We start from the raw sequence: 23,949 nt of genomic DNA on the forward strand, positions 1-23,949 counted from the left end.
ATCATGAGCAAAAAGCCATCGAAGCATGGCCCCAACAAGGCCAAATCCATCATCGCCCAGCCATTGTTCCGCAGCCGCCAGGAACGCCCTGGCAAGGGAAAAGGCAGCTACCGCCGCGAAGCCTTCCAGTCTGACAGCTGGGAGGCTTCTTACTTTCTGGCAGCCTGAAAGGCAAGCATCCGCTCAACATGTTAAGGTCTGCACCTGATACGTTTTCCCTGGACCTGTGCATGCCCTTTTGTATTTCCCGTCGTTGGCATCTGCGCCAATTGATTGCTGCCTCCAGCCTTGTTTTGCTAGTCGCCTGTGCGGAAAAACCGACCGCCGCCGACGCACAGCCGCTTCAGACGCTCCCTGTCGCCACCGCTCCCGCAGTCATTGCGCCTGTGGTTCCGAGCGCCGAAAACCTCGATATCCAGCCAACCCAGACCTTTGCCGAATGGCAAGCGGGTTTCCGCAAGGATGCCCTGGCCGCCGGTATCCGCGCCGATCTGTTCGACCGCGCCTTCGCCAATGTCAACTTCGACCCCAGTGTGATTCGTGCCGATCGTAGCCAACCGGAATTCGCAAAACCGGTGTGGGAATACCTCGACGGCGCCTTGTCGCCGCTGCGGGTACGCAAAGGTCAGTCGCTGCTCAGCCAATACGACGGTATCTTGCAGAGCATCGAACAGCGTTACGGCGTCGACCGTGAGGCACTTGTCGCTGTGTGGGGCATGGAAAGCAACTTCGGCCAGTTCCAGGGCAGCAAGTCGGTGATCAATTCGCTGGCAACCCTGGCCTACGAAGGCCGACGCCCGGGCTTCGCCCGCGCGCAATTGATTGCCGCCCTGCAGATCCTGCAACAAGGTGATATCGAACCGGAGAAAATGCTCGGATCCTGGGCCGGTGCCATGGGCCAGACCCAGTTCATCCCGACCACCTACAACACCCATGCCGTGGACTTCGATGGCGATGGACGCCGCGATATCTGGGGGAGCTCGGCCGATGCCCTGGCCTCGACTGCGCATTACCTGCAAAGCTCAGGCTGGCAGAAAGGCCAGCCGTGGGGCTTCGAGGTGCAGTTGCCAGGCGGATTCAACTATGTGCTGGCCGATGGCACGATTCGCAAAAGCGTCGCGGAATGGCGGCAACTGGGGATTACGCTGCCCAATGGTGGCCAGGTCCCTGCCGGTTCCGAGCAATTATCCGCGGCCCTGTTGCTGCCGGCCGGTTACCGTGGCCCGGCGTTTCTGGTGCTCGATAATTTCCGGGCAATTCTCAAGTACAACAACTCATCGTCCTACGCCTTGGGCGTGAGCTTGTTGTCCGAACGCTTCAATGGCGCAGGCCTGATCAGCAGCACGTGGCCAAAAGATGATTTGCCGCTGAGCCGTACCGAGCGGATCGAGCTGCAAAACTTGCTGAGTGCCCAGAATTACGACGCGGGCAATGCGGACGGGATTATCGGTGCCAATACCCGCAAGGCGATTCGCAGCGCACAGCAGTCGTTTGGCTGGCCGGCGGATGGGTATCCGACGCACAAGTTGCTGGAAGGGTTGCGTAACCGCTAAAAGCATCGTCGGAACGCCGCCCGGAGCCGGCTCACTCCCACAGTGGTTTGTGTCGTTCACAGATCCAGTGTGGGAGCGAGCCGGCTCGCGAAGGCGGACTATCAGGAGATGGAGACCTACTGCCTGACCACCACATCCTGCTCCAACACCAACTCCCTGTTCCCCGCATCCAGCCTGACCAGCGCGCCCATGGGCAATGTCAGGTTCGGATCGCAATGCCCGCTTCGCCATCCGGACAACACCGGTATCCGCAACGGCTCGAACGTCTGCTTGAGCAACCGCTCCAGCGCAGGTACCTCCACCCCCGCCACATCCCCCACCAGCACCCCACGCAACTTGCCCAGAGTGCCAGCCAGCCGCAGTTGGGTCAGCAATCGATCGATGCGATACAGCGGCTCGTTGATGTCCTCGATAAACAGGATGATACCCTCGGCATCGATCTCATAAGGCGTGCCCATGGTCGCGGCGATCATCGACAGGTTGCCCCCCAGCAAACGACCGTGGGCAATGCCTGGCTCGATCATCGTCAATGGATAGACAACGGGATGCGCCAACACGCTGCCGGCCTTCACCTGACCGCGCAGCATATTGAAAAACGAAGGTTCGGTGGGCTTTTGCTTGTCGCCCAGCAGATCGGCATTGAGCATCGGGCCATGGAAGGTCACGAAGCCTGCATAACGACTGATCGCCAGATGCAGTGCAGTGATGTCGCTGTAGCCGATGAACGGCTTGACGTTGTTACGCAGCAGTTCGAAATCGATTCGATCAAGCAACCTCGGTGTGCCATAACCACCGCGCAGGCAAATGATGGCATCGACCTCGTTGTCGGCGAACGCCGCGTGCAGGTCATTGAGCCGCACCTCGTCACTGCCAGCAAGATAGCCATCCTTCTCGTAGACGCCGGGAAAGATCTTCAGCGAATAGCCGCGGGCGCGCATCCATTGCACAGCTCTATCGGTGTCCAGTGGCGCGGGACCGGCAGGCGCTATAACGCCAATCAGCCCTTGCGACGGCAAAGCCGGAACCGGGGTGTGAGGGCAAAGAGTGTGAGACGGTCGAACGGTCATCCTTGAATCTCCCTGGGTGAAAACGTCACCACACAGTAGTCAGGAACGTGGACAAACAGAAGCGGGGTCGTTACCCCGCAAATTGCAGGAAACGGCTGCTGTTGCCGTAGGCAAGGCAAAAAAACGCCCGCAAGACTAAACGCCATGCGGGCCATTTTCATTGCTGCCCGCCGGTCAGGACGACATCAGCTCGGCCTTGACCAGCTTCGCTTGCTCGTCGGCGTGATACGAAGAACGTACCAGAGGACCAGACGCGACATTCTTGAAGCCCATCTTGTAACCTTCCTCGGCGAACCAGGCGAAGGTGTCGGGGTGCACGAAGCGCTGCACCGGCAAGTGGCTACGCGAAGGTTGCAGGTACTGGCCCAGAGTCAGCATGTCGATGTCATGCTCGCGCATGCGCTTCATGACTTCGATGACTTCTTCATCCGTTTCCCCCAGACCCAGCATCAAACCGGATTTGGTTGGGATGTGCGGCATCATCTGCTTGAAGCGTTGCAGCAGAGTCAGCGACCACTGGTAGTCCGAACCCGGACGTGCAGCCTTGTACAGGCGCGGCACGGTTTCCAGGTTGTGGTTGAACACATCCGGCGGCTCGGCGGCGGTGATTTCCAGGGCGATGTCCATGCGGCCACGGTAGTCCGGGACCAGGGTCTCCAGCTGCACGTTCGGCGACAGCTTGCGGATTTCACGGATGCAGTCGGCAAAGTGCTGGGCACCGCCGTCGCGCAAGTCGTCGCGGTCCACCGAAGTGATCACCACGTACTTCAGACGCAAGTCGGCAATGGCGATGGCCAGGCTTTCCGGTTCGTTGACGTCGAGTGGTTTCGGACGGCCGTGGCCGACGTCGCAGAAGGGGCAACGACGGGTGCAGATGTCACCCATGATCATGAAGGTCGCGGTGCCGCCAGAGAAGCACTCGCCCAGGTTCGGGCAGGAAGCTTCTTCGCACACGCTGTGCAACTTGTGTTTGCGCAGCAGGGCCTTGATGCGGTCGACTTCCGGCGAAACCGGGATGCGGACGCGAATCCAGTCCGGCTTCTTCGGCAGTTCGGTGGTCGGAATGATCTTCACCGGAATGCGTGCAACCTTTTCGGCGCCGCGCAGCTTGACGCCGGCTTCAACCTTGGGACGCGGGGCCGGGCGCTCGGTGGCATCGAGCGTCGGGATCATGGTTTGCACTGCATCAGTAGTCATATCAGTCGATTCCGCCCGTCAGGGTCGTCTGCTCAGCATAGTCGAGGTGTTTGACGAGCTGCGCACGCAGCCGGGCACTTACCTCGGCAAATTCAATCGATCCTGCGTGATCGCTCAGCTGGGTCATCGCCAGCCCGGCATAGCCGCAGGGATTAATCCGTCGAAACGGTTCAAGGTCCATGTCCACGTTCAAGGCCAGGCCATGAAAGGAACAGCCGTGGCGAATCCGCAGCCCCAAGGAAGCGATTTTCGCTCCGTCGACGTAGACACCCGGTGCATCGGGCTTGGCCACGGCGGTCACACCGTAACTGGCCAGCAGCTCGATCAGGCATTGCTCCATCCGGCTGACCAGATCGCGCACGCCAAAACCCAGCCTGCGCACGTCCAGCAGCAAATATGCCACCAGTTGACCAGGGCCGTGGTAGGTCACCTGACCACCACGGTCGACCTGCACCACCGGAATATCACCGGGAAGCAGCAGATGCTCGGCCTTGCCGGCCTGCCCCTGGGTGAACACCGCAGGGTGTTCCACCAGCCAGATCTCGTCGGCAACATCGGTGCCGCGTTCGTTGGTGAAGCGTTGCATGGCATGCCAGACCGGCTCGTAAGCCATCTGGCCAAGCTCGCGAAAGCCCAGCGTGCCGGACATCACAACACCATGTGCACGAAACCGGTAGCCCGCAGTTCGCTGTTGATGTTGTACAGCTGGTCCTGGTCGGTCGCGACGATGTGCAACTGAATGGTGGTGTATTTGCCGTTGGTGCTTTGGCGCTCATCTACGCGGTCATGGTTGATCGTCGCGTGTTTCTTGACGATCTCGATGATCTTGTCCTTGTTGCCCACACCCGTATCGCTGATCACCTTAACCGGGTAATCAACGTTGGGGAATTCGATCTTAGGCGCCTTTACTTCGGTATCGGTCATGGCGTAACGGCCTCGTAAGCGTAAGCCGTGGCGACGGGCATGGCCCCGTGCCGGATCAGCGCGGGGCCATGCAGGTGCACACTATCAGTTGAACAAGCCGTAGAAGAATAGACGGATGCTATCCCACATGCGACGGAAGATACCACCCTCTTCGACGCCATCCAGAGCGATCAGGTCGGCGCTGTGCACTACCTTGTCGTCCAGTTTGACTTCGACTTTACCGATCACGTCACCCTTGGCAATTGGCGCAACCAGTTGCGGGTTCATGGTCATGCTGGCAGCGAGCTTTTTCAGTTGGCCTTTCGGCAGGGTCATGGTCAGGTCTTCAGCCAGGCCGGCCTTGACTTGATTGGTGGAGCCTTTCCAGACAGGCGCCTGGGCCAGTTCGGCGCCCTTCTGATAGAAGGTCTGGGTTTCGAAGAAACGGAAACCGTAGGTCAGCAGCTTTTGGGTTTCGGCGGCACGGGCCACTTCGCTGTTGGTGCCGAACACCACGGCGATCAGGCGCATGCCATCACGTACGGCCGAAGACACCATGCAGTAGCCGGCTTCGTCGGTGTGGCCGGTTTTCAGACCGTCGACGGTCTTGTCACGCCACAGCAGCAGGTTGCGGTTCGGTTGCTTGATGCCGTTCCAGAAGAACTCTTTCTGCGAGTAGATCGCGTAGTGAGCCGGGTCTTCGTGGATGATCGCACGGGCCAGAACAGCCATGTCGTGAGCCGACGAATAGTGCTCAGGGTTCGGCAGGCCGGTCGGGTTCATGAAGTGGGTGTTGGTCATGCCCAGGTCGGCGACGGTCTTGTTCATCAGGTCGGCGAACGCGTCTTCGCTGCCGGCGATGTGCTCGGAGAGCGCGACGCTGGCGTCGTTGCCCGACTGGATGATGATGCCGTGCAGCAGGTCGCTGACAGTGACCTGCGAGCCGACCTTGATGAACATCCGCGAACCGCCGGTACGCCAGGCGTTTTCGCTGACGGTCACCGGATCGTTTTCACCGATCTGGCCACGGCGGATTTCCAGGGTCGCGATGTACGCAGTCATCAGCTTGGTCAGGCTGGCCGGTGGCAGACGCTGGTCACCATTGTTCTCGACCAGCACGTTGCCGCTGCTGGCATCCATGAGCACGTAGGCCTTGGCGGCCAGTTGTGGTGGCGACGGCATCATCTCGACCGCGAACGCGGCAGGTGAGAGGAGCAGCGGGACTAGCAGGAACAGGCGTTTGGCAAAGGTGGTGATGTTCATCCGTCTCTCGAAATCGCTAATGGAAACTGCCCGAAGGCAAAACTAATCAGACAGCTTTCTAACGAGCTGTCGCGTGTTCAGTTGTTCACTCAGAACCCTTGCCGGGCTTTTGTTCTTCAACGAGCCAACAACCAGATTCACCCCCCAAAACCGCAAGTGAACCGTCAATCAAGATCTACGTATTACTCTGCGACCACGCTCGGCGAACCGAGATTGGCCAGGCGCACGCTGTTCTGCACCTGCTGGACTTCACCCGGCGATCCGATCGGGCCCAGACGAACCCGATGCAGGGTCTGCTGATTGCGCACGATCGAGCTGATGAACACCGGAGCGCTCACCATCCCGCTGAGCTTGGATCTCAGGAGTTCTGCAGCGTCCGGGTTGGCGAACGCGCCCACCTGCAGATACTGGCCAGAGGCTGGCACAGAAGCGTTTTTTTTTGCATCAAGCTGCACCGGAACCACTGCGGCGGCGTGTTGCTGCGGCGGCGGTGTCCATTGCTCGACGGTGCCGGCCGAAGCCGTGATCACCGGGGCGCTATTCTGCGCGACTTGCGGCTCGTTGAGCATCAAAGGCGCCGGACGGCCTTTGGCCGCCCAATACGCCTGTGGATCGATGCCCTCGACCTTGACCCGCGCAGTGCCGATTTCGGCATAACCGAGCTTCTTGGCGGCGGCGTAGGACAGGTCGATGATTCGGTCCGAGTAAAACGGCCCACGGTCGTTGACTCGCAGGATAACGCTCTTGTTGTTGTCCAGATTGGTCACCCGGACATAACTTGGCAGTGGCAATGTCTTGTGCGCGGCACTCATGCCGTACAGGTCATACACCTCACCATTGGCGGTGTTCTGACCGTGGAACTTGGTGCCATACCAGGACGCCGTGCCCGAGGCCACGTAGGTCCTGGACTCTTGCAACGGGAAGTAAGTCTTGCCGAGTACAGTGTACGGATTTGCCTTGTACGGGCCGGTGTGCAGGGTCGGCGTGGCGTCCGGGATACGCGAAACATCGACATCCCACCATGGCGCGCCATCCTTGTGGGCGCGATTGATGTCCAACCCCGGCGTCGAGCGCACGGCGGTGGAGGACTTCTGGGCCGGCGCACGGCTGGTCGAACAACTGGCGACCAGCACTGTCAACGCGGCGAATGCCATCAGCTTCAGGGGTTTATTGATAGGCAATGCCCGCATTACTTGACGCCCCGTGCTTGGACCAGCTGTTCAGACAGTTGATGTACGGCCATGGCGTACATCACGCTGCGGTTATAACGCGTGATCGCGTAAAAATTCTTCAGGCCCATCCAGTACTCGGAGCCATTGTCGCCTTCCAGGCGGAAAGCAGTAACCGGCATATCATCGCGCAGCGCATCATGACTTGACCACCCCAGGACTCGCAACTCCCCGACGGTTTTCGCCGGTTCGATTCCAGTGGTCAAACCCTCGTCGACCTGATCGCCACGGACATCGGCGCGGCTGACTACCGGTTCGCCGGCGACCCAGCCATGACGCTTGAAGTAACTGGCGACACTGCCAATGGCATCGTCCGGGTTGGTCCAGATGTTGATATGACCATCACCATCGAAATCCACCGCATAGGCGCGGAAACTGCTCGGCATGAATTGTGGCAATCCCATTGCGCCGGCGTAGGAGCCTTTGAGCGTCAACGGATCGACTTGCTCTTCGCGGGCCAGCAGCAAGAACTCACGCAATTCCTTGCGGAAAAACTCGGCACGGGGAGGATAGTCGAAACTTAGGGTCGACAAGGCATCGATCACCCGGAAATTTCCGGTATTACGGCCGAAAAAGGTTTCAACGCCGATGATCGAGACAATCACCTGGGCCGGCACGCCGTATTCCTGCTCGGCACGGGCCAGCACCGCTTCGTGCTGACGCCAGAAGTCCACACCCCGGGCTATGCGCGCATCGGTGATGAACATCGGGCGATATTCGCTCCACTGCTTGACCCGTTCGGCGGGTTTCGAGATGGCGTCCAGAATCGACTGCTTGCGCTCGGCTTCGCGGAACACACCCATCAATTGTTCACCGGCGAAACCGTAGTCGCGGGTCATTTCACCGACGAATTCGGCCACCTGGGGTGAGCCTTCGTAGTCGCCGGCCAACGCTTCCTGCACGGTGCCAAGGATGCTTACCAGGCCGACCCATGGCGCATATCGAGTCGCCCAGCCACGCATTACTTGCATTGAAAATTTCACCTTATTCAAACCTGCGCGATCCACTTGCGATGGGTATGGATCGACATCAAAACCCCAAACGCTGACAGCAGCGTCACCAGCGAAGTTCCTCCGTAGCTAATGAATGGCAACGGCACCCCCACCACCGGCAACAGGCCACTGACCATACCGATGTTGACGAAAACATAAACAAAAAACGTCATGGTCAGGCTGCCCGCGAGCAACTTGCCGAACAATGTCTGCGCCTGGGCGGTAATCACCAGGCCGCGGCCGATCAACAGCAGGTAGATCAGCAACAGCGCGCAGATTCCCACCAGACCGAACTCTTCACCCATGACCGCAATGATAAAGTCGGTATGGCTTTCCGGCAGGAAATCCAGGTGCGACTGGGTGCCCAACAACCACCCCTTGCCGAATACGCCACCGGAGCCGATGGCCGCCTTGGACTGGATGATGTTCCAGCCCGTGCCGAGCGGATCGCTCTCCGGGTCGAGGAACGTCAGGATTCGCTGCTTCTGGTAGTCGTGCATGATGAAGAACCACATGGCGATGGCCACGGGCACGGCAGCGGCCAGCACGCTGAGGATCCAGCGCCAGCGCAAGCCACCCATGAACAGGACAAAAGCTCCGCCGGCCAGGATCAGCAGCGAAGTGCCAAGATCCGGTTGTCGCACGATCAGAATGAACGGAATGCCGATAAGCATCAGGCTGATACCGACGTGCTTGAGCTGTGGCGGCAAGGTGCGTTTGGACAGGTACCAGGCAATGGTTGCCGGCATCAGAATCTTCATGAACTCCGATGGCTGGAAGCGGATGACACCGGGGATGTTGATCCAGCGCGTGGCACCCATCGCGTTGTGGCCCATGACGTCCACTACCACCAGCAACAACACACCGATCACATAGCCGACCGGTACCCAACGTGCCATGAAACGCGGTTCGAACTGGGCGATGACGATCATCGACACCAGGCCGATGCCGAACGAAGTGGCTTGTTTGGCCAGCAGATCCCAGCTTTTTCCACTGGCCGAATACAGGACGAACAGGCTGCCGGCGGCAAGCGTCAGCAGCAGGATCAGCAACACGCCGTCGATGTGCATTCGTTGCAACAGCGTTGCACGGCGACGCATCACATCCTCGCTGGAGAGCATGCGATCAAAATTATTCATCACGGGCTGTTGCCTCTGCACTGATAGGGCTGGCGTATTCGGGCTTCAACCGACCGTCCTGGTCCAGGAGCCAGGCGTCCATGACCTGACGCACAACCGGTGCGGCCACGCCGGAGCCCGACTCACCGTTCTCGACCATCACCGAAACCACGATTTTCGGATCGTCGGCCGGTGCGAAACCAACGAACAAGGCGTGATCGCGATGGCGCTCCTGCACCTTGGAGCGGTCGTACTTCTCGCCCTGCTTGATCGCGACCACCTGAGCCGTACCACTCTTGCCGGCAATCCGGTACTGCGCGCCGATCGAGGCCTTGCGCGCCGTACCGCGGGCGCCATGCATCACCTGTTGCATTCCATGGTTCACCCGGGTCCAGTCCGCCGGATCGCGCAGGATGATGTCAGGCATCGGGTTCGGATCCACCGGCTTCTCGCCTTCGATGGTCTTGGCCAGGTGTGGACGGTTCCAGACACCCTTGTTGGCCACCAATGCGGTGGCCTGGGCCAGTTGCAACGGCGTCGACTGCATGTAGCCCTGACCGATACCGAGAATCAGTGTCTCCCCCGGGAACCACGCCTGACGACGCGTCGCACGCTTCCATTCCCGGGTCGGCATCAACCCCGGCGACTCTTCGAACATGTCCAGAGAGACTTTCTGGCCGATACCGAACTTGCTCAGGTACGCCGACAGCCGGTCGATTCCCAGCTTGTGGGCCAGGTCATAGAAGTAGGTGTCGTTGGAACGCATGATCGCCGTATCGAGGTCGACAAAGCCATCGCCGGTACGGTTCCAGTTACGGTACTTGTGATCGTAGTTGGGCAGCATGTAGTAACCCGGGTCGAACACCCGGGACGAGGCCGTCACCACGCCCGCATCCAGTCCGGCAATCGCCACGGCCGGCTTGATCGTCGAGCCCGGTGGGTAAAGGCCACGCAACACGCGGTTGAACAGCGGCCGGTCGATGGAATCGCGCAGCTCGGAATAGGCCTTGGAGCTGATGCCGGTGACGAACAGGTTCGGGTCGAAACTCGGCTGGCTGACCATCGCCAGCACTTCGCCGGTTTTCGGGTCCAGGGCCACCACCGCACCACGACGACCACCGAGTGCGGCTTCAGCGGCTTCCTGCAATTTGATGTCCAGGCTCAGGACAATGTCCTTGCCGGAAATCGGTTCGGTACGCTTGAGTACCCGCAGTACACGGCCGCGAGCGTTGGTCTCGACTTCCTCGTAACCCACCTGACCGTGCAATTGCGGCTCGTAGAAACGCTCGATGCCAGTTTTGCCAATTTGATGGGTGCCGCTGTAACTCACCGGATCGAGGGTCTTCAGTTCTTTCTCGTTGATCCGCCCCATGTAGCCCACCGAGTGCGCAAAGTGCGCGCCCTGGGGATAGTGACGAACCAATTGCGCAACCACTTCCACCCCGGGCAAGCGGAACTGGTTCACGGCGATCCGGGCGATCTGCTCTTCGGTCAGCTCGAACAGGATCGGCACCGGCTCGAACGGCCGGCGCCCCTGACGCATGCGTTTCTCGAAAATCACCCGGTCCTCGGGCGTCAGTTCCAGCACTTCGACGATCACGTCGAGCACCTGCTGCCAGTCGCCGGAACGCTCGCGGGTCATGCTCAGGCTGAAGCTGGGCCGGTTATCGGCAATCACCACGCCGTTGCGGTCGAAAATCAAGCCACGGGTCGGCGGAATCGGCTGCACATGGACGCGGTTGTTTTCCGACAGGGTCGAGTGGTACTCGTACTGAATCACCTGCAGGAAATACAGACGCGCGATCAGCACGCCTATCAGTGCCACCACTGCAATAGCCCCGAACACGACGCGGCCACGCACCAGACGGGCGTCTTTTTCGTGGTCCTTGATACGGATCGGCTGGGACATGAGGGCAGAATTACTTGTGGTAAGGGTGACCGGACAGCACGGTCCAGGCACGGTACAACTGCTCGCCGATCAGAATCCGCACCAGCGGATGCGGCAGGGTCAGCGGCGACAACGACCAGCGCTGGTCAGCCCGGGCACAGACTTCCGGCGCCAGCCCTTCAGGGCCGCCGACCATGAAGTTGACGGTGCGCGAGTCCAGCCGCCAGCGATCGAGCTCGACCGCCAGTTGCTCGGTACTCCAGGGCTTGCCATGGACTTCGAGTGTGACAATCCGCTCGTTCGGCCCGACCTTGGCCAGCATGGCTTCGCCTTCCTGGCGGATGAAACGGGCCACGTCGGCGTTCTTGCCACGGGTATTGAGCGGTATTTCCACCAGTTCCAGCGCCAGCTCGGACGGAAGACGCTTGGCATATTCATGCCAGCCTTCTTCCACCCACTTGGGCATGCGTGAACCGACGGCGATCAGTCGCAGTCGCACAGCGGTCCCTTATTCCTGATCTTTGTTGAGCTTGTTGAAGTGCTCGTGACCAACTTCAGGGCTGTGGTGCTTGCCATCGGCCGCACGGCTCTGCTCGGCACCTTTCCACAGGCGCTCCAGGTCGTAGAACTGACGAGCGCTGGCAGTCATCATGTGAACGATCACGTCGTCCATGTCCAACAGCACCCAGTCGCTGTCGCCCTTGCCTTCTTCACCCAGCGGTTTGATACCCAAGGCTTTGACGGCCTCGCGGACCTTGTCCAGCATCGCGCCGATCTGACGGTTGGACGTACCGGTGGCGATGATCATGTAGTCAGTGATGCTCTGCTTGTCGCGAACATCAATCACCAGCACGTCCTGGGCCTTGACGTCTTCCAGGGCGGCTACGGCGATCTTGACCAGCTCGTCGCCTTTGGGTGGCTCGGCAGCAAGGACCTTCTCAGGCAGCGGGGCACTCTTGAACGTGCCTTTGCGCTTAACTTTGTTTACGTCGTTGTTCGTCATATAAAACTCGTTTTGCTCGTATGTTCGGGCGCTTCAATACACGTTGTTGCCACGTGCCTTGAGGCACTCCTATTCAGTTCGACGCACGGTAGAGTCCGTGCGCATCGATGTAGGCCAGGACCGCGTCGGGCACCAGGAAACGTACCGACTTACCGCTGGCCAGCAGTTGACGGATCTGGGTGGCGGATACCGCGAGCGGTGTCTGCCAGACGAATGCAATCTGTCCGCTCGGCCCTTTGAGGGCCAGCGGGTCGCTCACCGAGCGCGCTGCCAGCAGGTTGCGCAAGGCATCCGGCGGTTCGCTGTCGGCATCCGGGCGTTGCAACACCAGGATATGGCAATGCTGGAGCAACTCTTCCCAGCGGTGCCAAGTGGGCAGGCCGCAAAAAGCGTCCCAGCCCAAAAGCAGAAAAACCTGGTCTGATACGGCCAGTTCGGCACGCATCAGTTCCAGGGTATCAATGGTGTAGGACGGTTTGTTCCGCTGCAATTCGCGGGCATCCACCACCAACGGCGCCACACCGGCCACCGCGCACTCGACCATCGCCAGACGGTCTTTCGCCGACACCTGCGGCGTATCCCGATGGGGAGGCCTGGCACTGGGTGTCAGACGCAGCTCATCGAGCGCCAGGGTTTCGGCGACTTCCAGCGCACCGCGCAAATGGCCGATGTGCACCGGGTCGAACGTTCCGCCCAGCACACCAATACGGCGAGGGGCAGGCTCGCTGACGGTGACCGGGGCTGACGGGTCGAAGTCGCCCAAGTCAGACCGGCTCCTGTCCGCGCAACTGCCCGTCGCCGACCACGATGTACTTCTCGCAGGTCAGTCCTTCGAGACCCACCGGGCCGCGGGCGTGCAGCTTATCAGTAGAAATGCCGATCTCGGCACCCAATCCGTATTCGAAGCCATCGGCGAAGCATGTCGGGGTATTGATCATCACCGACGAGGAGTCGACTTCAGCCACGAAACGCCGGGTGTCGCCCTGGTGTTCGCTGACAATCGAATCGGTGTGATGGGAACCGTAATGGTTGATGTGCTCGATGGCCTGGCCCAGTCCATCGACCACACGGATCGACAGAATCGCTGCCAGGTATTCGGTACTCCAGTCTTCTTCAGTAGCGACCACGGCATCGATGATTGCCCGGGTACGCTCGCAACCGCGCAGCTCGACGCCTTTTTCGCGGAACTGTGCCGCCATCGCCGGCAGGAACTCCCTGGCGACGCTTTGATCGACCAGCAGCGTTTCCATGGCACCGCAAATGCCATAACGGTAAGTCTTGGCATTGAACGCGATGCGCTGGGCCTTGGCCAGGTCGGCGTGTTCACTCACGTAAACGTGGCAGATGCCGTCCAGGTGCTTGATCACCGGTACGCGGGCATCACGGCTGACGCGTTCGATCAGGCCACGGCCGCCGCGCGGCACGATGACATCGACGTATTCAGGCATGGTGATCAGCGCGCCGACGGCAGCGCGATCCGTGGTTTCGACCACTTGCACCACCGCGGCCGGCAGATCGGCCTCGGCCAAGCCACGCTGAATGCAGGCGGCGATGGCTCGATTGGAATGAATGGCCTCGGAACCGCCACGCAGGATGGTCGCGTTGCCGGACTTCAGGCACAGACTGGCCGCATCGATGGTCACGTTCGGCCGAGACTCGTAGATGATTCCGATCACGCCCAGTGGCACGCGCATCTTGCCGACCTGAATACCGGACGGGCGGAAACTCATGTCACGGATCGCGCCGACCGGGTCCGGCAGGGCTGCCACCTGACGCAGGCCGACGATCATGCCGTCGATACGCGCCGGGGTCAAAGCCAGGCGCTCAAGCAGGGCTGGCTCCAGACCATTGGCGCGACCGGCGGCCAAATCCAGCTCATTGGCCGCCGTCAGCTCGGCGCGGGCAGCGTCCAGCGCATTGGCGGCGGCCTGCAGGGCGCGGTTTTTCTGCGCGGTGCTGGCACGGCCGATCACGCGGGAAGCTACGCGGGCGGCGCGCCCCAGGCGGGTCATGTAGTCAAGAACGGACTCAGTCATGGTCTGGCGTGGTCTTTGATTAGGTCTTGGTAAAGAGTAAAGCGGCAGATTATAGCTGTCGCGTCCCGGGACTAACAGCGGTGACGGGCGGATGGTCGAAATGAAGGGGCATTTGCCGATGTTCAGCCGGGATTAAGCTGCAAATTGTTATCATCACGACTCATTCAGCCCTGACAAACGCCGGTCATCATGTCCAATCTGACTGTTCGAGCGTCCGCCATGAGCCTGCCCGCAGGCCTTCCGGACGCGTTTTTCGACCGTGACGCCCAGATTCTGGCCCGGGATTTACTGGGTAAAGTCATTCGCCATCGAGTTGGCGACCTGTGGCTCAGTGCCCGAATTATCGAGACCGAAGCCTATTACTGCGCGGAAAAAGGCAGCCACGCGTCCCTCGGCTACACAGAAAAGCGTAAGGCTTTGTTTCTGGATGGCGGCCACATCTATATGTATTACGCCCGGGGCGGTGACTCCCTGAACTTCAGCGCCCAGGGCCCGGGAAACGCGGTACTGATCAAATCCGCCTACCCGTGGGTCGATCAATTGAGCGGGCCGGCCAGCCTGGCGCAGATGCTGTTGAACAATCCCGACGCCCAGGGCCACCCTCGCCCGTCACAAAAACTCTGTGCCGGGCAAACGCTGCTGTGCAAGGCGCTGGGCCTGAAAGTGCCGGTATGGGACGCGAAACGCTTCGATCATGAAGTGTTGCTGGTGGAACATGTCGGGCAGACGCCCGCCCACATCATCCAGACTACACGCCTGGGCATCCCCCACGGGCGCGACGAGCACCTGATGTACCGCTTCGTCGATGCGGCTTACGCGCCGTACTGCACGCGGAACCCGCTGCGACGGGGACAGGTTGAAGGTCGCGATTATTTTGTGCTGACCTGAAATGGATTGATCCATTGTGGGAGCGAGCCTGCTCGCGAAGGCGGAGTGTCAGGCGATATCAATATCGACCGAAAGGGCCTCTTCGCGGGCAAGCCCACTCCCACAGGGCTTTGTGGTGTTTTGAAGAATTGTTTTGTCCCCAGGGACCAATTGAACATTCAATGGAGTGGTTTTTATGGGCCCATGGCTCGATAGCGTGACCGGATGGCTGGCGGCGAACCCGCAGTGGCTGGCCGCGGCGGTGTTCATTGTGGCCTTCGTGGAGTGCCTGGCGATTGCCGGGCTCATTGTGCCCGGCACTGTGCTGCTGTTCGCCGTGGCGGTTCTGGCCGGCAGCGGAGCGCTCTCGTTGAGTGAAACACTGCTGCTGGGCTTCCTGGCCGGCGTGCTTGGCGATGTGGTCTCGTACTTCCTGGGGCGCCATTTCCACCAGAACATCCGACGCCTGCCTGGGTTGCGCCATCACCCGGAATGGATCGCCGGGGCCGAGACCTATTTCCAGCGCTATGGTATCGCCAGCCTGCTGGTCGGGCGTTTTATCGGACCGCTGCGACCGATGCTGCCCATGGTCGCCGGCATGTGCGACATGCCCTTCCCACGCTTCTTCGCCGTCAGCCTGCTGGCTGGAGCGGGCTGGTCGGTGGCTTATCTGCTGCCAGGCTGGGCTACCGGCGCGGCGATTCGCTTGCCGCTGCCTGAAGGCTTCTGGACTCAGACCGGGATCGTTGCCGGCAGTATTGCCGTGATGGTGGGGTTGAGTGCCACCAGTAGCCTGCGCCAGCATCGCAGGGCTACAGCGTTGATCACCGGAATGAGCTTTCTGATTCTGGCAGGACTGTTCATCGGCTATCAGCACCTGAGTGCCCTCGATCAAGGGCTGATGACCCTGGTGCAGGAGCATCGCAACCCGATGTTCGATGAGGTGGCGGTGGTCTTCACGTTGATTGGCGAATTCCGCAACATGCTGTTGTTCAGTGCATTGTTGGTAGCACTGCTGTTGATTACCCGGCAATGGAGACAGGCAGTTTTCGCGTGCAGCACCCTCCTCTGCACAGCATTGGCCAACACCGCAACCAAACAGTTTTTCGCCCGCGTGCGCCCGGAAGTATTGAGCGATCCATTGACCAGCTACAGCATGCCCAGCGGCCACGCCTCAGGCGCGTTCGCGCTGTTTCTGACCCTCGCCGTGCTGGCCGGTCGCGGGCAACCGCCACGCATGCGCCTGACCTGGTTGCTGGTGGCCTGCTTGCCGGCGATGGCGATTGCCCTTTCCCGGGTGTACCTCGGGGCACACTGGCCAACCGATGTCATGGCCGGCGCGATGCTGGCGGCATGTGTCTGTGCAGCCAGCCTGTGGCTGATCCAGCGCAAGGCCCCGCTGAACGCCTTGCCACCCAAGGTCTGGTGGCTGGTGTTGCCGGCGCTGATGGCATTGTTCGGCTTCTTCGTATTGCGGCATTTGCCGCATACTATGTTGCGGTATGCGTATTAGTAAAAATGCTCCTCAAGCAAACAACTCACCCTGCAACTCATCCAGCAACGCCTGAATCGCATCCAGCCGCTGCTGCGGATCGTCAAGCTGCAGCAGGTCGATCTTGTCCAGCTCGGCAAAAGGCAACAGGTACGCCAACTGATTGGCCAGTGACTGTTGCCCGGTCGCTTCAGTGCCCATGTTCAAGGCTTCGACCATCGGGTGTTCCGCCAGGGCCTTGAGCAATGCAACCAGGTCAGCGTCCTCATCCTGCAAAGGCTGCTCCGGTTCGTCCTCCAGCCACTCGACCTCGGCGACGGTCAACTGATCGCGCTGGACTTCCGCTTTCAATACATGGAAACGCCGCCCACCCTGAACCCGAATCCCCAACAGGCCGTTGTCCTGTTGTTTGAAATCGGTGATCAGTGCTTCACAGCCCACCAGCGCATAGCCAGCCGGGGCGATCCCGACTTCTTCACCCTCGAGAATGCACACCACGCCGAAACCACCGCCCTGCTTCATGCAGCGACCGATCATGTCCAGATAGCGCGCCTCGAATATCTGCAAGTCAAGGATGCAGCCTGGAAACAGCACTGTGTTCAACGGAAAAAGCGGCAGACTCATAGACATTTCCTTACACCACCATCGACACCGCCAGCGGCAGCAGCACCGCCGTGGCCACGCCCATCAAACTCATCGCCAGCGCCGCGAAGGCACCGCACTCTTCACTTTCCTGCATCGCCACTGCCGTGCCGACCGCGTGGGCCGTCATGCCCAGTGCCATACCCCTGGCTTCCGGGCTATACACGCCCAGCCGGGTCAACAGGACCGGACCGAAAATCGCCCCGATCACCCCCGTAATCAAGACGAACACCGCTGCCAGCGCTGCGACTCCACCGATCTGCTCAGCTACCAGCATGGCGATTGGCGAGGTCACCGATTTCGGCGCCATGGTCATCAGAATCATGTGCTCGGCACCGAACGACCAGCCCAGCAACACGCCCATCCCCGTGGCGACCACCCCACCTATCACCAGCGTAGTAAATATCGGCCAGAACAACTGCCGAATCCGTCGCAGGTTGAGATAAAGCGGCACCGCCAGCGCGACAGTGGCCGGACCGAGCAGGATGCTGAGAATCTCGGTGCTCTTGCGGTACTCGGCGTAGGTCAGGCCGCAGCCCACCAGCACGCCGATCACCAGCAACATGGAGACCAGCACCGGCTGCAAAAAGATCCATCGGGTTTTCTCGAACACGCCCAGTACAAGCTGATAGGCGCCGAGGGTAATGCCTATGCCGAACAACGGATGGTGAATCACCGACGTCCAGGCGCCGTGCCAGTCGAAGATCATTGGCTGTCCTCAGGCTGAGCGTGCCGCTTGACCATGCGCTGCATCAGCACCCCGGCGAAGGCCATCGAAAGCAGCAGCGACAACACCAGCGCACCGACAATGGCCCAGAAATCCGCAGCGATGTCAGCGGCATAGACCATCACGCCCACGGCTGGCGGCACCAGCAACAGCGGCAGGTAGCGCAACAGGCTGCTGGCCGCCTGGTTCAGTGGCTCGCCGACCTGTCCGCGACAGATGAGGTAAACCAGCAACAGCAGCAACCCAACAATCGGCCCCGGCAGCACAGGCAAAAACAAATGATTGATCGCAGTGCCAAGCAATTGGAACAGCACCAGCCACGTCAGGCCCCGTAACAACATCGTTGATCTCCTGCAAAATCCGTCACCCGCATTGGCCGGGCATTATAAGCATGCTCGCGCTATAGACCGGCATTCGCCAAAAGCATGGTCAGTTGACCGAAGCGTTTTGCCATGTTGATCTAAAGTAGTAAGCCGGGAAGTCAAATCCCCGCAAGCCAAAACTATAAAACCGATGAACCCAAGGAGAGTCTCAATGCCCTATGTTCCAGTTGCAGAGCTCAAAGATTATGTCGGCAAGGAACTCGGACGTTCCGAATGGCTCACTATCGACCAGGAACGCATCAACCTGTTCGCCGAAGCCACAGGGGACTATCAGTTCATCCACGTCGACCCGGTCAAGGCCGCGCAAACTCCATTTGGCAGCACCATCGCTCACGGCTTCCTGTCGTTGTCGCTGATCCCGAAACTGATGGAAGACATCCTCGTCATGCCCGAAGGCTTGAAGATGGTGGTCAACTACGGCCTCGACAGCGTGCGCTTCATTCAGCCGGTCAAGGTCAACTCGAAAGTGCGGCTCAAGGTCGACCTGACCGAAGTCATCGAGAAAAAACCCGGCCAATGGCTGCTCAAGGCCACCACCACCCTGGAAATCGAAGGTTCGGACAAACCGGCGTATATCGCCGAACCCCTGTCCCTGTGCTTCGTATAAACCTTCCCGGATGCGAAGCAGCTCATGCTGTTTCGCGCCCTCTCGCGGCACCTCACCCTATATAAGGACACATAGCTGCGGCATACTCCCTCGCCTAATTGCCCGGAATCCGCTATGCGCCCACTTGCACTCCTTGCCTTGACCCTGATGCTCACCGCCTGCGGCGACGGCGAATCGCCTTTGCCCCCCGACGCGCGCCTGCCGGACGGCGGACGCTATCGCGGCGACCTGGTCAATGGCTTGCTGCAAGGCAAGGGGCGCATCGACTACCCGAACGGCAGCTGGTACGCCGGCGAATTCGACAAAGGCCAGTGGCAGGGCCAGGGCGAATGGCATGGCAGTAATGGCGAAGTCTATCGTGGACAGTTCAATCAGGGACTGTTCGACGGTCAGGGGACGCTGACCACCAACGGCAACAGTTACAGCGGCGGTTTCAAGGCAGGCCGGCGCGACGGCGAAGGCACACTCAAAGAAAACGGCATGAGCTATCGCGGAGAGTTCAAAGCCGATCAATACGCCGGCCTGGGTCGCCTCGAGCTCGAGGACGGCAGTTCCTATCAGGGCCAGTTCGCCCACGGCAAACCCAATGGCGAAGGCCAGCGCGGCGACGGCAACGGCAATCAGTTCACCGGGCACTTCGTCGACGGCCAACTGGAAGGCAACGGGACGTTCAACAGCGCCGATGGCGACATTTATGTCGGCAGCTTCAAGAACAATCAACTGCACGGCAAAGGCCGCTACGAAAACGCCGACGGCGATGTCTGGCTGGGCCAGTTCAAGGAAGGTTCACTGAACGGCAAGGGCGAGTTGATCGGTGCTGACGGCAGCCACTACATCGGCCAGTTCAACGACTGGCACTTTTCCGGCCAGGGCCGACTGAACCTGTCCGACGGCAGCTTTTACACCGGCCAGTTCGACAACGACAGTTACCAGGGGCGCGGCACATTGGTGCTGACCGACGGCACCGTGCTCAGCGGCACCTGGATCAACGGCCAGCGCGTGCGCGACGCCGAGGGCAAATTGTTGCCCGACACTCTGGAGCTCGGCCTGCTGGCGCAGGGGCGCTTGCTCGACTCGGCGCTGACCAACATTCCGCCCTCGACCCCGGCAGTGGAGCTGTATGCGTTGACCCTGGGCGGTGATGGCAAGCAAAGTGTATTTCTGCGCGAATCCGACTACGTCGCCAATATGCTCACCACCCGTTTCGGCGCCTTTGGCCAGATCCGCTTGGTGAACCATCGTGACCACCTCGCCGACCGCCCGATGGCTACCCGGGAAAACCTGCGCCGCGCCGCCTTGACGCTGGCCGAACGCAGCGGTCCGGAAGACCTGATTTTCATCTACCTGTCCAGCCATGGCACCAGCGAACACGAGCTGGTGCTGGACCAGCCGCGCATGGAGCTGGCCGATCTGCCAGCCGACGAATTGGCCGCTGTTCTCGCCCCGTTGAAAAACCGCGACAAGATCATCGTGATTTCATCCTGCTACTCCGGCGGTTTCATCCCCGTCCTCAAGGATGAACGGACCCTGATCATGACGGCCTCGCGGGCCGACCGGGTGTCCTTCGGCTGCTCGGAGGAAGCCAACTTCACCTACTTCGGTGATGCACTCTTCGCCCAGGCCCTGAACCAGACCGACGATCTGGACCAAGCCTTCAAACTGGCCAAGACCACTGTCGCCGAACGTGAGCTGGCAGACGGTTTCGAAGCATCCGAACCACAGATCTGGGCACCGAAAACCGTCCTCTCGCATTGGCAATTACTGCGCAAACAACAGGCACGAAAAGCACTGCAAAGTGCGTCAACCGAAAGCAAGGACGCAAACAGCAACTAAGCTGAACAGTATCAAGGGAGAAACACTATGTACTTGACGCCTCAGCACGTGCTGCTCGCCGGTGCCACCGGTTTAACGGGTGAACATCTGCTTGATCGCCTGCTTAACGAGCCAACGATTACTCGGGTATTGGCCCCGTCACGCAGGCCACTGGCCGAACATCCGCACCTGGAAAACCCGGTCGGCGACCCTACGGCATTCCTGCCACAACTGAACGGGCGGGTCGATATCGCCTATTGCTGCCTGGGCACCACGATCAAGCAGGCCGGTTCGGAACAAGCGTTCCGCGCAGTGGACCTGGACATGGTCGTAGCCTTTGCCAAACGCGCACGGGAGATGGGCGCACGGCACCTGATCGTGATCAGTGCTCTGGGAGCCGATCGCAGATCCTCGATTTTCTACAATCGGGTCAAAGGCGAGATGGAGTACGCATTGCGCGCGCAAGACTGGCCGCAGCTGACTATTTGCCGCCCTTCGCTGTTGCTGGGCGAACGCACCGAACCACGCTTGGGCGAAAAATTCGCCGGGCCGTTATCACGGCTGATTCCCGGCAAATACCACGGCATCGAAGCCTGCCAACTGGCCCGGGCAATGTGGCGCCTGGCGCTGGAAGAGCAGGACGGCGTCAGGATTGTCGAGTCGGATGAGCTTAGGAAGTTGGGCAAGTAATTTGATGGTGCCTGAGCGGGCCTCTTCGCAGACAAGCCCGCTCCCACAGGATTTTGTGTCGTACACAATTTTTTGTAATCGCTGAAAAACCTGTGGAAGCGAGCTTGCTCTCTTACAACCCACCCGTCGCCTGAAAACTCACGCCGATCACCGTCAGCAGCGACAACGGCAACAGCAGCGTGTCGAGCAACGCACTCGCCGGCAGGTCGACACCGGGATAGCTCGGCGCTTGCGCGCCGAAACGGTCCTTGGCGCAGCACCCGCCGTTCATCGCGTACAAATCCAGCCGCGTCCCCGAGTACACCACCGGCGCTCCCGGCTTGGCCGCATCGAGCGTGCGCGCCGTGGCGCACCCGGCCAGTTGCAGCACCAGCACCATCACCAGCAGCTTATTCATCGCTGGTCAGATGATGCTCGCCCCAACGCGGCAACATGTCCTGAGGGATATTCAGCAGGTTGAGGATCCGAGCCACGACGAAATCGATCAGGTCGTCGATGGTTTGCGGCTGATGGTAGAAGCCCGGTGATGCCGGCAGGATTGTCACGCCCATATTCGACAACTTGAGCATGTGCTCCAGGTGAATGCTCGAATACGGCGCCTCGCGAGGCACAAGAATCAGCTGCCGACGCTCTTTCAGCGTCACGTCGGCGGCACGCTCGATCAGGTTGTTGCAGGCACCCGTGGCGATGGCCGACAAAGTACCCGTCGAACACGGCACCACCACCATCGCCGCAGGCGCGCCGGAACCCGAGGCCACCGGCGACATCCAGTCTTCCTTGCCATACACCCGGATCTGCCCGGCGGCAGCGCCAGTGTATTCGGTGAGGAACGCCTGCATCATCTGCGGCTTGGACGGCAGCGTGACATCAGTTTCGGTGGCCATCACCAACTGCGCGGCCTTGGAAATCAGGAAGTGCACTTCACGATCGTCCCGCACCAGGCAGTCGAGCAGGCGCAAACCATACTGGGCGCCTGAAGCGCCGGTCATTGCCAGGGTGATGCGGTCCGGGCCGTTGTTCATTTCAGCGCCTCGGCCAGCTTGCCGTGCAGGCCGCCGAAGCCGCCGTTGCTCATGATCACCACGTGAGTGCCGGGTTGGGCCTGGCTCTTCACGCGCTCGATGATGCCTTCAAGGGAGTCGCTGACAACCGACGGCACCGTGCACAGCGCCGCCGTGCCCGCCAGGTCCCAGCCGAGGTTGGCGGGTGCGTACCAGATCACCTGATCGGCATCGACCACGCTTTCCGGCAATCCGTCACGGTGCGCACCGAGCTTCATGGAGTTGGAGCGCGGCTCAATGATTGCAATTAGCGGTGCATCGCCAATGCGCTTGCGCAGGCCGTCGAGTGTGGTGGCAATGGCGGTCGGGTGGTGAGCGAAGTCGTCATAGATGGTGATGCCACGGACTTCCGCAACTTTCTCCATCCGGCGTTTCACGCTCTTGAAGGCGCTCAATGCGGCGATGCCCATGGACGGCACCACACCGACGTGGCGTGCGGCGGCCAGTGTCGCGAGGGCGTTGGCGACGTTGTGCTGGCCAGTCATGTCCCACTCGACCACACCCTGGGCGACGCCTTCGAACATCACTTCGAACTTCGAGCCATCGTCACTGAGCAGCCTGACCTGCCACTGACCACCGGTACCCGTGGTTTGCACCGGCGTCCAGCAACCCATCTCGATAACGCGCTGCAACGCCGGCTCGGTGGTCGGATGAATCACCAGGCCTTCGCTGGGGATGGTCCGCACCAGGTGATGGAATTGCCGCTCAATGGCCGGCAGGTCCGGGAAGATGTCCGCGTGATCAAATTCAAGGTTGTTCAGGATTGCCGTGCGCGGACGGTAATGTACGAACTTGGAACGCTTGTCGAAGAACGCACTGTCGTACTCGTCGGCTTCGATGACGAAGAACGGTGTATCGCCCAGGCGCGCCGACACCGAGAAGTTTTGCGGCACGCCGCCGATCAGGAAGCCGGGGGCCATGCCTGCGTGTTCCAGTACCCAAGCCAGCATGCTGCTGGTGGTGGTCTTGCCGTGCGTACCGGCAACGGCCAGTACCCAGCGACCTTGCAGCACGTGATCCGCCAGCCATTGCGGACCGGAGACGTAAGGCAGGCCTTTGTTCAGCACGTACTCCACCGCCGGATTGCCCCGTGACATGGCGTTGCCGATCACCACCAGGTCGGGGGCCGGATCGAGTTGCGCCGGGTCGTAGCCTTGGGTCAACTCAATGCCCTGGGCTTGCAGTTGAGTACTCATCGGCGGATAGACGTTGGCATCGGAGCCGGTCACGTGATGGCCCAGCTCTTTGGCCAGAACCGCCATTGACCCCATGAAAGTGCCGCAGATACCAAGAATATGAATGTGCATAGTCGACCTCGTAAAACATGGCCGCAGGTTAGCTTAGGGAGGGGAAATTCGCACCTTGTGTTTCAGACTTCAGGACGCCTTCGCGAGCAAGCCTGCTCCCACAGGGACCGTG

26 protein-coding genes are annotated in these 23,949 nt (G+C 60.4%); 7 read left to right on the forward strand and 19 right to left on the reverse strand.

Features of this window, described 5'->3' with window-relative positions:
• Positions 1 to 3 precede the first annotated feature (3 nt).
• Both arfA and CAF65_RS21825 read left to right on the forward strand, forming a co-directional pair.
• Positions 4 to 168, forward strand: coding sequence for an alternative ribosome rescue factor ArfA (gene arfA, locus CAF65_RS21820; RefSeq protein WP_008022942.1), 165 nt, complete (start codon positions 4 to 6; stop codon positions 166 to 168).
• Positions 169 to 230: 62 nt separating this feature from the next.
• Positions 231 to 1,553, forward strand: a complete 1,323-nt coding sequence (locus tag CAF65_RS21825; protein WP_085718158.1) for a lytic murein transglycosylase — start codon at positions 231 to 233, stop codon at positions 1,551 to 1,553.
• A 116-nt stretch (positions 1,554 to 1,669) separates the two neighbouring features.
• Here the strand turns inward: CAF65_RS21825 and CAF65_RS21830 are convergent, their stop codons facing one another.
• From CAF65_RS21830 to CAF65_RS21890, 13 genes are all read right to left on the reverse strand, one after another.
• Positions 1,670 to 2,620 carry an LD-carboxypeptidase gene (locus tag CAF65_RS21830; RefSeq protein ID WP_085718159.1) on the reverse strand — a complete coding sequence of 317 codons (951 nt, stop codon included), beginning with the start codon at positions 2,618 to 2,620 and terminating at the stop codon, positions 1,670 to 1,672.
• A 174-nt stretch (positions 2,621 to 2,794) separates the two neighbouring features.
• Positions 2,795 to 3,793 carry a lipoyl synthase gene (gene lipA, locus CAF65_RS21835; RefSeq protein WP_178076735.1) on the reverse strand — a complete coding sequence of 333 codons (999 nt, stop codon included), beginning with the start codon at positions 3,791 to 3,793 and terminating at the stop codon, positions 2,795 to 2,797.
• A 25-nt stretch (positions 3,794 to 3,818) separates the two neighbouring features.
• Positions 3,819 to 4,466, reverse strand: coding sequence for a lipoyl(octanoyl) transferase LipB (gene lipB, locus CAF65_RS21840; protein ID WP_085718161.1), 648 nt, complete (start codon positions 4,464 to 4,466; stop codon positions 3,819 to 3,821).
• Positions 4,466 to 4,741 (reverse strand): DUF493 domain-containing protein, encoded by a 276-nt coding sequence (locus CAF65_RS21845; protein WP_003215438.1) that lies wholly within the window; start codon positions 4,739 to 4,741, stop codon positions 4,466 to 4,468. Before CAF65_RS21845 ends, lipB begins: the two co-directional genes overlap by 1 nt.
• An 84-nt stretch (positions 4,742 to 4,825) precedes the next feature.
• Positions 4,826 to 5,983: a D-alanyl-D-alanine carboxypeptidase family protein gene (locus tag CAF65_RS21850; protein WP_085718162.1), complete on the reverse strand. Its 1,158-nt coding sequence runs from the start codon at positions 5,981 to 5,983 to the stop codon at positions 4,826 to 4,828.
• A 182-nt stretch (positions 5,984 to 6,165) separates the two neighbouring features.
• Entirely contained in the window at positions 6,166 to 7,173 is a 1,008-nt protein-coding gene (locus CAF65_RS21855; protein WP_085718163.1) for a septal ring lytic transglycosylase RlpA family protein, read from the reverse strand.
• On the reverse strand, positions 7,173 to 8,183 hold the full coding sequence (mltB, locus tag CAF65_RS21860) for a lytic murein transglycosylase B (RefSeq protein ID WP_085718164.1): 1,011 nt from the start codon (positions 8,181 to 8,183) through the stop codon (positions 7,173 to 7,175). Before mltB ends, CAF65_RS21855 begins: the two co-directional genes overlap by 1 nt.
• A gap of 17 nt (positions 8,184 to 8,200) precedes the next feature.
• On the reverse strand, positions 8,201 to 9,304 hold the full coding sequence (rodA, locus tag CAF65_RS21865; protein ID WP_052037671.1) for a rod shape-determining protein RodA: 1,104 nt from the start codon (positions 9,302 to 9,304) through the stop codon (positions 8,201 to 8,203).
• 31 nt (positions 9,305 to 9,335) lie between these two features.
• Positions 9,336 to 11,231 carry a penicillin-binding protein 2 gene (mrdA, locus tag CAF65_RS21870; protein ID WP_085718165.1) on the reverse strand — a complete coding sequence of 632 codons (1,896 nt, stop codon included), beginning with the start codon at positions 11,229 to 11,231 and terminating at the stop codon, positions 9,336 to 9,338.
• A 10-nt stretch (positions 11,232 to 11,241) separates the two neighbouring features.
• A complete protein-coding gene (gene rlmH, locus CAF65_RS21875) occupies positions 11,242 to 11,709 on the reverse strand; it encodes a 23S rRNA (pseudouridine(1915)-N(3))-methyltransferase RlmH (RefSeq protein WP_003185785.1) in 468 nt (155 codons plus the stop codon).
• Between the two features lie 9 nt (positions 11,710 to 11,718).
• Positions 11,719 to 12,213 (reverse strand): ribosome silencing factor, encoded by a 495-nt coding sequence (gene rsfS, locus CAF65_RS21880; protein WP_085718166.1) that lies wholly within the window; start codon positions 12,211 to 12,213, stop codon positions 11,719 to 11,721.
• Between the two features lie 73 nt (positions 12,214 to 12,286).
• The gene (gene nadD, locus CAF65_RS21885; protein WP_085718167.1) at positions 12,287 to 12,976 is read right to left on the reverse strand and encodes a nicotinate-nucleotide adenylyltransferase; all 690 of its coding nucleotides are present in this window, start codon (positions 12,974 to 12,976) and stop codon (positions 12,287 to 12,289) included.
• 1 nt (position 12,977) lies between these two features.
• Positions 12,978 to 14,249 carry a glutamate-5-semialdehyde dehydrogenase gene (locus tag CAF65_RS21890; protein WP_085718168.1) on the reverse strand — a complete coding sequence of 424 codons (1,272 nt, stop codon included), beginning with the start codon at positions 14,247 to 14,249 and terminating at the stop codon, positions 12,978 to 12,980.
• Positions 14,250 to 14,438: 189 nt separating this feature from the next.
• On the opposite strand from CAF65_RS21890, the gene CAF65_RS21895 reads away from it, so the two are divergent.
• Both CAF65_RS21895 and CAF65_RS21900 read left to right on the forward strand, forming a co-directional pair.
• Entirely contained in the window at positions 14,439 to 15,137 is a 699-nt protein-coding gene (locus CAF65_RS21895) for a DNA-3-methyladenine glycosylase (RefSeq protein ID WP_085718169.1), read from the forward strand.
• A 175-nt stretch (positions 15,138 to 15,312) separates the two neighbouring features.
• Positions 15,313 to 16,629 carry a bifunctional DedA family/phosphatase PAP2 family protein gene (locus CAF65_RS21900; protein ID WP_085718170.1) on the forward strand — a complete coding sequence of 439 codons (1,317 nt, stop codon included), beginning with the start codon at positions 15,313 to 15,315 and terminating at the stop codon, positions 16,627 to 16,629.
• A 12-nt stretch (positions 16,630 to 16,641) separates the two neighbouring features.
• On the opposite strand, the gene CAF65_RS21905 is transcribed toward CAF65_RS21900, so the two are convergent.
• Genes CAF65_RS21905 through CAF65_RS21915 form a run of 3 tightly spaced genes read right to left on the reverse strand, consistent with a single transcriptional unit; the run spans position 16,642 to position 18,318 of the window.
• Positions 16,642 to 17,232, reverse strand: coding sequence for an LON peptidase substrate-binding domain-containing protein (locus CAF65_RS21905; protein ID WP_008022910.1), 591 nt, complete (start codon positions 17,230 to 17,232; stop codon positions 16,642 to 16,644).
• A gap of 10 nt (positions 17,233 to 17,242) precedes the next feature.
• Positions 17,243 to 17,959, reverse strand: a complete 717-nt coding sequence (locus tag CAF65_RS21910; protein ID WP_085718171.1) for an LrgB family protein — start codon at positions 17,957 to 17,959, stop codon at positions 17,243 to 17,245.
• Positions 17,956 to 18,318, reverse strand: a complete 363-nt coding sequence (locus tag CAF65_RS21915) for a CidA/LrgA family protein (protein WP_008022908.1) — start codon at positions 18,316 to 18,318, stop codon at positions 17,956 to 17,958. Before CAF65_RS21915 ends, CAF65_RS21910 begins: the two co-directional genes overlap by 4 nt.
• A gap of 193 nt (positions 18,319 to 18,511) precedes the next feature.
• Between CAF65_RS21915 and CAF65_RS21920 the strand changes: the two genes are divergently transcribed.
• The 3 genes from CAF65_RS21920 to CAF65_RS21930 all read left to right on the forward strand — a co-directional run bounded on the left by CAF65_RS21920 (position 18,512) and on the right by CAF65_RS21930 (position 21,469).
• On the forward strand, positions 18,512 to 18,967 hold the full coding sequence (locus tag CAF65_RS21920) for a MaoC family dehydratase (protein ID WP_008022907.1): 456 nt from the start codon (positions 18,512 to 18,514) through the stop codon (positions 18,965 to 18,967).
• 114 nt (positions 18,968 to 19,081) lie between these two features.
• Complete coding sequence (locus CAF65_RS21925) at positions 19,082 to 20,800, forward strand: C13 family peptidase (protein ID WP_085718172.1); 1,719 nt, start codon at positions 19,082 to 19,084, stop codon at positions 20,798 to 20,800.
• Positions 20,801 to 20,827: 27 nt separating this feature from the next.
• Positions 20,828 to 21,469 carry an oxidoreductase gene (locus CAF65_RS21930; RefSeq protein WP_085718173.1) on the forward strand — a complete coding sequence of 214 codons (642 nt, stop codon included), beginning with the start codon at positions 20,828 to 20,830 and terminating at the stop codon, positions 21,467 to 21,469.
• Between the two features lie 112 nt (positions 21,470 to 21,581).
• Here CAF65_RS21930 and CAF65_RS21935 read toward each other — a convergent pair whose 3' ends face one another.
• The 3 genes from CAF65_RS21935 to mpl are packed head-to-tail and all read right to left on the reverse strand — an operon-like array spanning position 21,582 to position 23,837.
• Positions 21,582 to 21,866 (reverse strand): YceK/YidQ family lipoprotein, encoded by a 285-nt coding sequence (locus tag CAF65_RS21935; protein ID WP_085718174.1) that lies wholly within the window; start codon positions 21,864 to 21,866, stop codon positions 21,582 to 21,584.
• Entirely contained in the window at positions 21,859 to 22,491 is a 633-nt protein-coding gene (gene ubiX / locus CAF65_RS21940) for a flavin prenyltransferase UbiX (protein WP_008022902.1), read from the reverse strand. Before ubiX ends, CAF65_RS21935 begins: the two co-directional genes overlap by 8 nt.
• On the reverse strand, positions 22,488 to 23,837 hold the full coding sequence (gene mpl, locus CAF65_RS21945; RefSeq protein ID WP_085718175.1) for a UDP-N-acetylmuramate:L-alanyl-gamma-D-glutamyl-meso-diaminopimelate ligase: 1,350 nt from the start codon (positions 23,835 to 23,837) through the stop codon (positions 22,488 to 22,490). The genes ubiX and mpl overlap by 4 nt, the downstream gene beginning before the upstream one ends.
• Positions 23,838 to 23,949: the final 112 nt, after the last annotated feature.

It is taken from the genome of Pseudomonas sp. B28(2017) (genome assembly GCF_002113025.1).
In the GTDB taxonomy this organism is placed as follows: domain Bacteria; phylum Pseudomonadota; class Gammaproteobacteria; order Pseudomonadales; family Pseudomonadaceae; genus Aquipseudomonas.